Raw genomic sequence first — 9,232 nt, 5'->3', positions numbered from 1 at the left:
TTTGGCTGCGCCAAACGGTCGCTGCGCTCCCACCCCCGGATCAATCCCTCCACTCAGCCTTCCGATGTCGCCCGTGGATCAAGATCAAGAGCAGGCGAGCTGACACTCGGCCTATTGAGTGGTGAAGAGCGGGGCGCGCACGGCTTTTGTTTTTGTGGTGGGTTTGCCCCTCATCGGAACGCCGCCCGCCCAGCCCTCTCCCGAGGGAGAGGGAGCCGATTTTTGAGCCTTTCAGAATCTGAGCTCAACTCGGTATTTCACGTCGGCGTAGCTCGCCCAAACACCTCGGTCAGTCCCCTCTCCCTCTGGGAGAGGGCTAGGGTGAGGGGCTTTTGATCTGTTTCAGAATCTGAGTTCAACACGGCAATCGCACGTCGGCGTAACTCTCCAAAACACCTCGGTCAGTCCCCTCTCCCTCCGGGAGAGGGCTAGGGTGAGGGGCTTTTGATCTGTTTCAGAATCTGAGCTCAACTCGGTATTTCACGTCGGCGTAGCTCTCCCAAACACCTCGATCAGTCCCCTCTCCCTCTGGGAGAGGGCTAGGGTGAGGGTTGGCTTTTGGCTGTTTAAATCTGTGTCAAATAACCAGAACTTTCCCACAAGGTTTTCAGGTTGTCCGTCGGACGTGCGCTCTCTAGATCCACATATAACTCGTCCTGATACCGCGTCATCGTTCTTCGCGAGCAGGCTCGCTCCGATCTTGAAATGCGTCCGACCTGTGGGAGCGAGCCTGCTCGCGAAGACGTCTGATCGGGCGACGCATCTCTAACGATCATTTTGTTGAGTCCCAAAAAGGGACCGATCAGTCCCGGAAAGGGACTTTTTGGTCTACAAACCGTTCAGCGTCCAGCGCAAATCTTCAGGTGCCGAGTCAAGGCGCACAGGTATACTGCGCGCCTTCGCGGCTCACTGTTCGGGCCCGACTTTTTGCTTTCCGGAGCTTTTATGACTTCCCCGACCCTGCCGCCGGTTGACGACGCTGTCAGCGATGTCTCGGCTGAACTGGCCGATACCAGCGACACCAAAGCCGATATCCCGGCGTTCAAATTTCCGTTCAAACCGGGCGAACTGGCTTCTGCCAAAGGCTCGAACCAGCCGTGGTACAAGAACGGCGCCAAGAACGGCCACACCAAGACCCCGGGCATGGCGCCGCCGGGCACCCGTCGTTCGATGGGCAAGCGCTGAGTTTTAATCCCGCCTGCAGCCATCGCTGTGATTTTCCATCACAGTGATGGCTAAGTGCTCAGTTCCTGAGCCAGATCAACGTTTCACCATTGGGTGCGCTTAGAGTCAGCAGCCCTGCCGACTCTTTCCCATAAAACGAGCGCGCTTTCCCATGAAGATCAATCTCCCGGTCACCGGCCGCAATGTCGATGTGGCGCTGGACGCGAACATTCTCTCGACCACCGATCTGACCAGCGCGATCACCTACGCCAACGACGACTTCATCAAAATCAGCGGTTACAGCCGCGCCGAGTTGCTCGGTGCGCCACATCATCTGTTGCGTCATCCGGACATGCCGGCGCAGGCGTTTGCGCATATGTGGCAGACGCTCAAGCGTGGGCGGTCGTGGATGGGGTTAGTGAAGAATCGCTGCAAGAACGGCGATCACTACTGGGTCAGCGCCTACGTCACGCCAGTGACGCAGAACGGCGCAGCGGTGGAGTATCAGTCGGTGCGCACGCGTCCGGATGCACGCCTGGTTGCGGCGGCGGAGCGCGCTTATGCGCAATTGCGTGCAACGCAAAAGCCGCGCAGGCAACTGCCAAACCTCAGCATACAGGCGAAGATCACCGCGTTAAGCAGCGCGTTACTCGGCCTGGTCTTGAGTGTCGAAGCGTGGCTGCGGCCGGAGACGTTGTGGATTGAAGCGGCAGCGTTTGTGGCTGGCAGCGGCGCGTGTGCGTTGGGCGCGCGTTGGATTTTGCGGCCGCTGGCGCGCCTCGGCGAGCGGTCGAAGCAAATCGCCGATAACCCTTTAAGCCAGGGCATTTACACCGGCCGGCACGATGCGTTCGGGCAAATCGAGTTTGCCTTGCAGATGCTTGAAGCGCAGGTCGGCGCGGTCGTGGGACGTATTGGTGATGCCTCGCAACAATTGGCCGGGCATGCCGCACAATTGGTCGATCATCTGCACAGCAGTCACACCAGTTCATTGGCGCAGCAGGCGGAAACCGATCAGGTCGCGGCAGCGATTCATCAGATGGCAGCCAGCGTTGCGCAGGTCGCCAGCCATGCGCAGCAAGCTTCGGTGGCGGCCGACATGGCCGGGACGGAAACTCGCGAAGGGCATTTGCTGGTCGGCGAAAGTCGCAGCGCAGTGTTGCGGCTGGCCGAGGAGTTGGGGCGGGCGACGCAGGTGATCCATCAACTCGAAGGGTATAGCAGCGAGATTTCCGGGGTGCTGGAGGTGATTCGCAGCATCGCTGAGCAAACCAATCTGCTGGCGCTCAACGCGGCGATCGAAGCGGCCCGCGCCGGTGATGCCGGGCGTGGATTTGCGGTGGTAGCGGATGAAGTTCGAGGGTTGGCGCAGCGTACGCAGCAATCGACCAATGAGATTCAGCGCATGATCAGCACCCTGCAAAACGGCGCACGCGATGCGGTGTTGGTCATGCAGCAGAGCAGCGAGCATGTCGATAACAGTGTTGAGCAGGCTAAACGAGCAGCGCGGGCGCTGGACGGAATCAGTGAGCGGGTCGAGCAGATCACCGAGATGAGCCTGCAGATTGCCGCAGCGGTGGAGCAACAGAGTGCGGTGAGCGAGGACATCAATCGCAACATCGTCAGCATTCGTACGGCGTGCGAGGTGACGGTGGATGAAGGGCGCCAGAGTCAACGCAACTCCGAGGATGTGGCGGGGCTCGCGGGGGACCTACGGTTGTTGGCGCGGGAGTTCTGGGGGCGGCGGCAGGTTCGGGATTGAGGTTGTTCTGGCTGACGTCTTCGCGAGCAAGCTCGCTCCCACAGGGATCTTCGGTGGGTCACAGCACTATTGTGGTAGCTAATTCCACAGGGGCTTCTCTGTTCCACAGATAGGCTTTGGTGGAATACGGATCCCCTGTGGGAGCGAGCCTGCTCGCGAAAGGGCCATCAGCCGCGATGTAGTATCTGGATCAAGCCGCCCGCAGCGAGATAAACGCATACGTCTGCGCCGGCTCCGTCACCACCTGCGCCCCGGCCGCCAACACTTGCCCGGCAATATCATCCCCGGATAAATGAAACATCCAGTCACTCGGTGCCGGCGCCAACGGTTGTGCGCTCAACTGATCAATCACCGCCGCAAACGCATCCATATTCGGCAAATACGCAGTAAACCCGTCACCCTTCAGCGCCGTGGTACGGATCCCGAGCGTCGCGCAAATTGCCTCCTTGATGCCGATGTCATCCCGGTCCGCCTGACGCGAGCGTTGAATCAATTCAATCAGTTCCTGATCAACCAGTTTTCCCCCAGCAATCAACACCGGCCCCTGTTCCCAGGACTCCGGCGGGCAATCCTTGGCAGCAGGGTTGAGCGGGATATGTGGATTGATTTCCGCCGGGTAAATGCGGCAGACCAGTGGGCGCCGCTGGTAGATCCGGCACAGCTTGTCGTCGTCAAGATTCCGACAGGGGCCGACGTTGTACGCGGCAAAGGTGATCGCCACATGGGCGTCCGTTGCGCCGCTGCGAACGACCACTGAGCGACGTTCGGCATGTTCACGCTGCTGCGCCGGCAAACCCAGGCCATTACCGAGAAAAGCCTCTACCAACACGATCACTTGTCCGCCATCCGCCGCCCACATGCGGGCTTCGGCCAGGGTCAGAGGGACATGGTGGTCAGTGCAGCATTTGCCGCAGCCCACGCAGGAAAATGTCGTATTCATTGAGCAATCTGTCTTCAATCAGGGTGTGGAACGGTGGCGAAAAACCACCGTACAGGCTCTGAGTGAAGCAAATTATGCGCCATTCACTGGGTTTTGGCGGTCGGGCGGATCGAGTCCCACTCGGTGACGAAGGCGGTTTTCGACTGTTTGCTGTACAGGCACAACTCGGTGCCTTGCTGGCCTTTCATGTGTTTTTGCGGGTATTGGCCTTGCAGCAGAACGGCGGTGTAGCCAACACGGTCATCGAATTGCGCAGGCGTGCCGACGGGTTTGGCATTTTTCAGACCGCTGGCCTTGGTGCAACTGGCGAGCACGGTTTTGTCGTAAGCGGCCCAGGCGTCGGGGCTGGAGGCGTGGGCTTGAGAGGTGAGGGCGGCGAGGCAGAGCAGGCTTGCGGTGATGGCTTTCATGGTGGGGCGTCCTTGGTCGTGGGTGGCCAAGGTTGGAGTGTGCATGAGAAGGGAAGTTGCCTGTGCCGGCCTCTTCGCGAGCAGGCGCGCTCTCACAATTTGAAATGCATTCCAGGCTGGGAGCGAGCCTGCTCGCGAAAGCGGTCGATCAGTCCGGCACCAGTTCCCGGCGGACTACGTACATCCCGGCACTTTCATACAAGCGCTGCGCCCGCAGGTTGTCTTCCAGCACCTTCAGATCGACAAACCCTTCGCGCCGTTGCTGAAACACCTTGAACGCATTGAGCAACAGCGCGCGGCCCAGCCCCAGTCGCTGAGCACGTGGATGCACCACCAGATTCTTGATGTAGGCACTGGTCCAGCACTGCGCCACGCCAATCACGCCGTCTCCATCGCGGACGATGAAGCACAGTGTCGGATCGTATTCGGGGTCGGATTCAAACCGCCGCTGCCAGTCTTCCAGCGGCGGTACACGACCACCGCCCCCGCGGTATCCGAGTTGCATCAACTGATGCACCGCTGGCGCCAGTTCTGCGCGGTAGATGGAACGTTCGATGCCTGACGGCCATTGCGCATCCGGCACGACATCACTCAAGTCGCGCCGCAGCAGAAAACAGTAGCGCTCAGCCAAGACTCAGTACCCGTTTGCCGCGACGTGTTTGGCCGCTTCGATCAGGCGTTGAGTGAGCTCCGGCGAAGAGAACTTGGTCAGCACGGCATTGGCGCCGGCCAGTCGCGCTTTCTCGCTGTTCATCGCGCTGTCGAGCGAGGTGTGCAGCAGCACATAGAGGTGAGCGAAGTCCGGAGTCTCACGCAGGGTGCGGGTGAAGGCGTAGCCGTCCATCTCGGACATCTCGATGTCGGAGACGATCAGATTGATCTGCTGCGCAGTGCCTTGCAGGTCGAGCAGGCAGTCGATGGCTTCCTTGGCACTGCGCGCGGTGTGGCATTGCAGGCCGAGGTTGCGCAGGGTGTGCACCGATTGCTGTAGCGCCACCTGGCTGTCGTCGACCACCAGAATGCGTGCGTTGCCGAGCACATCCGCGTCTTCCATGCTCAGGTCGGTCGGGGCCATTTCGATCTGCGCCGGGGCGATGCTGTGGATAACCTTTTCAATGTCGAGTACCTGCACCAACGTGCCGTCCACCGAGGTCACGCCGGTGATGTAGGCGCGCGAACCGCCGGAGCCGAACGGCGGTGGTTTGATGTCGGTGGTCAGGCAGTGGACGATTTTACTCACCGCTTGTACGTGCAGGCCCTGCTTCGAACGGCTGACATCGGTCACGATCAGGCAGCCGCCGTTCGGGTCTTCCAGGGGCCGCTCGCCGATCGCGCGACTGAGGTCGATGACCGACAGCGAGGCGCCGCGCAGGGTGGCGATGCCCTTCACGTGCGGGTGCGACTCCGGCAATTTGGTCAGCGGCGGGCAGGGAATGATTTCACTGACTTTCAGCAGGTTGATCGCCATCAACTTGCCGCTGCGCAAGGTAAACAGCAGAAGCGAAAGTGAATCTGCGCGGGCTTTGGTGGAGGACATATAAACCTTCTGTGGAAAGGTGGTGGGCGAGGGTGTAAATCGCCAGAAACTATTGATGCCGGGTTATCGGCGTCAAAAGGTTGGGCTTTAGGTTAGTTGTCGGGTGGCGTTTCGATCAAAAGCCAAAGCCAAAACCCCTCACCCCAGCCCTATCCCGGAGGGAGAGGGGGCCGATTGGGGGATATTGTAGTAATTCACCGACCTGAACCTGCTCTGCCGAATCCATAATCGACTCGATTTTTCAGGTCGACGTATGGCGCAAGACACCTCGGTCAGTCCCCTCTCCCTCTGGGAGAGGGCTAGGGTGAGGGTGTGCTTTTAGCCCTTCATTCCCAACCGCTTGGCCATCCGCCCAAGGTTCGCCCGATCCAGCCCCAACTCCCGCGCCGCGCTCGCCCAGTTATCCTGATTGCGTTCCAGCGCCGCACTGATCAAGCGTCGCTGATATTGCTCGGTCGCACTGCGTAAATCGCCGTTGATCAGCGGCATCTCAGTCGCCACGCCAGCAACAGCCTCAACCGAGTTATCCACAACCTCGCGCGGCAAATCCAGGTCCGCCGCGCTCAAACTGAGAATCTTCGGCCGCACCTTGCAGTTGCCCAGCGCCTTCAGCGCACTGCGGCCGATCAAGTGTTCCAGCTCACGCACGTTGCCCGGCCACGTGTAGGCAAGCAGCGCTTCCTGGGCGTCGCTGTTCAGGCGCAGGCTGTTGAGGCCCATGCGCGAGCGATTCTGTTCGAGGAAAAAACCGCTGAGCAACAACACATCGCGACCACGATCACGCAGCGCCGGTACGCGCAACGGGTACACACTCAGGCGATGATAAAAGTCGGCGCGATAGCGACCGCTGCGCACTTCTTCGGCCAGGTCGCGGTTGGTCGCGGCAATCAGGCGCACATCGACCTGATGTTCCTTGTCCGAGCCCAACCGTTGCAACTGGCCGCTCTGCAAGACGCGCAACAACTTGGCCTGCACGGTCAGCGACAATTCGCCCACCTCATCGAGAAACAGCGTGCCGCCATTGGCCAGTTCGAACTTGCCGCGACGGTCGCTGGTGGCGCCGGTGAAGGCGCCGCGCACGTGGCCGAACAGTTCGCTTTCGACCAGCGTGTCGGGAAGGGCGGCGCAGTTGAGGCTGATGATCGGTTTGTCAGCGCGCGGTGAAGCAGCGTGAATGGCCTGGGCGACCAGCTCTTTGCCGACCCCGGTTTCGCCGGTGATCAACACAGTCAGATCACTGCCGCCGACCAGATTGATTTCCTCCACCAGTTTTTTCAGCGCCTTGCTCTGACCGATCATTTCGCGGTTCTGCTGGCCGCTGGCCTGGCGATAAACCTCGGCGCGCTGGTGTTCGTCTTCAGCGCGATTGGCCAGGCGTTGAATACGTTCGGCGGCGTTGACCGTGGCCGAGGCGAGGCTGGCGAACGCTTGCAAAGCGTCGAGCTCGATCGGCTCGAAACGCTCGGGGTCGAGGGCGTCGAGGGTGATCAGGCCCCAGAGTTTTTCATCGACGAATAAAGGACAGCCGAGGCAATCGTGAACTTCCAGATGTTCGTCGAGGCCATCGACCAGTCCGTCATAAGGATCGGGCAAGTCGCTGTCGGCCGCGAAGCGCGTGGGGCCGGCACCGCTCAGCAGTATCTCGAAGCGCGGGTGCTCGCTGACTTTGAAGCGCCGGCCAAGGGTGTCGGTGCTTAAACCGTCCACGGCCAGCGGCACCAGTGCTTCGCCGTCGAGACGCAACAACGCCGCTGCATCGCAGGGCAACAGGGCGCGCATGGCTTCGAGCAGGCGTCGGTAACGCTCGCCCTCGGGCAATTCGCGGGATAGATCGGCAACCAGAGGCAGCAGCGCAGTCAGCAGGGATTTGGCAGTCATGGTCTTGTAGTCAAAGAGACAAGATGTAGTCGGGATGACTATAAAGGTCTTTGAGTCTTTATGACTACTATGTTTTCAACCTGTTGATTTACAACAAAAAATAAGTTGGCATGGAACCTGATAAGCCTAAGGTAACTTTTCAAAGAAGCTCAGGAGTCAACCTTATGCTTAGCGTCCAGGATCGTGCCATCGTCAAATCCACCGTGCCTCTGCTGGAAAGCGGCGGTGAAGCGCTGATCACTCACTTCTACCGCATGATGCTCTCTGAATACCCGGAAGTTCGGCCGCTGTTCAACCAGGCGCACCAGGCCAGTGGTGATCAGCCACGCGCTCTGGCCAACGGCGTGTTGATGTATGCGCGACACATCGATCAGCTCGACCAGTTGGGCGATCTGGTGGCGAAGATCATCAACAAGCACGTCGCCCTGCAAATCCTCCCGGAGCACTACCCGATTGTCGGCACCTGCCTGCTGCGCGCCATCTGCGAAGTGCTCGGCGAAGAGATCGCCACGCCAGAAGTGATGAGCGCCTGGGGCGCGGCATACGGGCAACTGGCTGACATTCTGATCGGCGCCGAAACCGCCATTTATGACGAGAAAGAACAGGCCGTCGGTGGCTGGCGCGGGGCGCGGGAGTTCATCGTCGCGGCGAAGGTCGAGGAGAGTGCGGAGATCATTTCGTTTTACTTCGAACCGGCAGACAAGGGCCCGATTCTCGCGGCCGAACCGGGTCAGTACATCGGCATGAAGTTGATCCTCGACGGTGAAGAAATCCGCCGCAACTATTCGCTGTCGGCACTGGCGAACAACGGTCAGTACCGCATCAGCGTCAAGCGCGAACCGGGTGGCCGCGCGTCCAACCACTTGCACGATCAACTGCATGTCGGTGCGAGCATTCAACTGTTCCCGCCATCGGGTGAGTTCACCTTGACCGCGAGCGACAAGCCGTTGGTGCTGATCAGTGGTGGCGTCGGTATTACGCCGACCCTGGCGATGCTTGAAGCGGCGCTGGAAACCGAGCGTCCGGTGCACTTTATCCACTGCGCGCGCAATGGCAGCGTGCATGCGTTCCGCGACTGGATTGATGAACTGGCTGAGCGTCATCCGCAACTCAAGCGCTTTTACTGCTACGCCGAAGATGATGGCGTAAGCCCGGCGGCGGACCAGATCGGGATGTTGAGTCAGGCCTTGCTGGGCGAGTGGTTGCCGCAGCAGCGAGATGTGGACGCTTACTTCCTGGGGCCGAAGGGTTTCATGGGGGCGATCAAGCGGCACTTGAAAGCACTGGGTGTGCCGGAGAAGCAAAGTCGTTATGAGTTCTTCGGGCCGGCTTCTGCTTTGGAGTGATCTGAAACCGGGTTGCCTTCATTCGCGAGCAGGCTCGCTCCCACAGGGGATTTGTGTTTGACGCAGATCCAATGTGGGAGCGAGCCTGCTCGCGAAGGCCGTAACGCGGTATCTATTATTAAATTCTGTTTAAAGGTTAATCGTTTCTTAACCGGTTTATCGTTTATTCCCCGATGCTGATGATAGGCGCTCGTT

8 protein-coding genes and 1 pseudogene are annotated in these 9,232 nt (G+C 59.8%); 4 read left to right on the top strand and 5 right to left on the bottom strand.

The genetic code is table 11. The annotated features are described in order from the left end of the window. The first annotated feature begins 945 nt into the window (after positions 1-945). The 3 genes and pseudogenes from A8O26_RS26135 to A8O26_RS26130 all read left to right on the top strand — a co-directional run bounded on the left by A8O26_RS26135 (position 946) and on the right by A8O26_RS26130 (position 2,926). Entirely contained in the window at positions 946-1,185 is a 240-nt protein-coding gene (locus tag A8O26_RS26135) for a hypothetical protein (protein WP_064120536.1), read from the top strand. 151 nt (positions 1,186-1,336) lie between these two features. After that, positions 1,337-1,618, top strand: a pseudogene (locus tag A8O26_RS30725) (PAS domain-containing protein); the annotation flags it as partial. A 246-nt stretch (positions 1,619-1,864) separates the two neighbouring features. Further along, positions 1,865-2,926, top strand: a complete 1,062-nt coding sequence (locus A8O26_RS26130; protein WP_437339891.1) for a methyl-accepting chemotaxis protein — start codon at positions 1,865-1,867, stop codon at positions 2,924-2,926. Positions 2,927-3,116: 190 nt separating this feature from the next. Here A8O26_RS26130 and A8O26_RS26125 read toward each other — a convergent pair whose 3' ends face one another. From A8O26_RS26125 to norR, 5 genes are all read right to left on the bottom strand, one after another. After that, positions 3,117-3,866 (bottom strand): YkgJ family cysteine cluster protein, encoded by a 750-nt coding sequence (locus tag A8O26_RS26125; protein ID WP_064120534.1) that lies wholly within the window; start codon positions 3,864-3,866, stop codon positions 3,117-3,119. An 83-nt stretch (positions 3,867-3,949) separates the two neighbouring features. Beyond that, positions 3,950-4,276, bottom strand: a complete 327-nt coding sequence (locus A8O26_RS26120; RefSeq protein ID WP_064120533.1) for a hypothetical protein — start codon at positions 4,274-4,276, stop codon at positions 3,950-3,952. A gap of 148 nt (positions 4,277-4,424) precedes the next feature. Next, a complete protein-coding gene (locus A8O26_RS26115) occupies positions 4,425-4,907 on the bottom strand; it encodes a GNAT family N-acetyltransferase (RefSeq protein WP_253757034.1) in 483 nt (160 codons plus the stop codon). A gap of 3 nt (positions 4,908-4,910) precedes the next feature. Next, positions 4,911-5,813 carry a chemotaxis protein CheV gene (locus tag A8O26_RS26110; protein WP_064120532.1) on the bottom strand — a complete coding sequence of 301 codons (903 nt, stop codon included), beginning with the start codon at positions 5,811-5,813 and terminating at the stop codon, positions 4,911-4,913. A 318-nt stretch (positions 5,814-6,131) separates the two neighbouring features. Next, a complete protein-coding gene (norR, locus tag A8O26_RS26105; protein ID WP_064120531.1) occupies positions 6,132-7,691 on the bottom strand; it encodes a nitric oxide reductase transcriptional regulator NorR in 1,560 nt (519 codons plus the stop codon). Between the two features lie 164 nt (positions 7,692-7,855). On the opposite strand from norR, the gene hmpA reads away from it, so the two are divergent. After that, positions 7,856-9,037 carry an NO-inducible flavohemoprotein gene (gene hmpA, locus A8O26_RS26100; protein WP_064120530.1) on the top strand — a complete coding sequence of 394 codons (1,182 nt, stop codon included), beginning with the start codon at positions 7,856-7,858 and terminating at the stop codon, positions 9,035-9,037. Positions 9,038-9,232 lie beyond the last annotated feature (195 nt).

The sequence above is a fragment of the Pseudomonas fluorescens genome (assembly GCF_001648775.1).
GTDB classification, from domain to species: domain Bacteria; phylum Pseudomonadota; class Gammaproteobacteria; order Pseudomonadales; family Pseudomonadaceae; genus Aquipseudomonas; species Aquipseudomonas fluorescens_M.
Note: the sequence above shows the minus strand (reverse complement) of the source record. Positions and strands in the feature narration are given on the sequence as shown.

Excerpts from the sequence above, each read along its gene's own strand:
- A8O26_RS26135 (WP_064120536.1), top strand. The coding sequence starts at position 946 with ATGACTTCCCCGACCCTGCCGCCGGTTGACGACGCTGTCAGCGATGTC.
- A8O26_RS26125 (WP_064120534.1), bottom strand. The coding sequence starts at position 3,866 with ATGAATACGACATTTTCCTGCGTGGGCTGCGGCAAATGCTGCACTGAC.
- A8O26_RS26120 (WP_064120533.1), bottom strand. The coding sequence starts at position 4,276 with ATGAAAGCCATCACCGCAAGCCTGCTCTGCCTCGCCGCCCTCACCTCT.
- A8O26_RS26110 (WP_064120532.1), bottom strand. The coding sequence starts at position 5,813 with ATGTCCTCCACCAAAGCCCGCGCAGATTCACTTTCGCTTCTGCTGTTT.
- norR (WP_064120531.1), bottom strand. The coding sequence starts at position 7,691 with ATGACTGCCAAATCCCTGCTGACTGCGCTGCTGCCTCTGGTTGCCGAT.
- hmpA (WP_064120530.1), top strand. The coding sequence starts at position 7,856 with ATGCTTAGCGTCCAGGATCGTGCCATCGTCAAATCCACCGTGCCTCTG.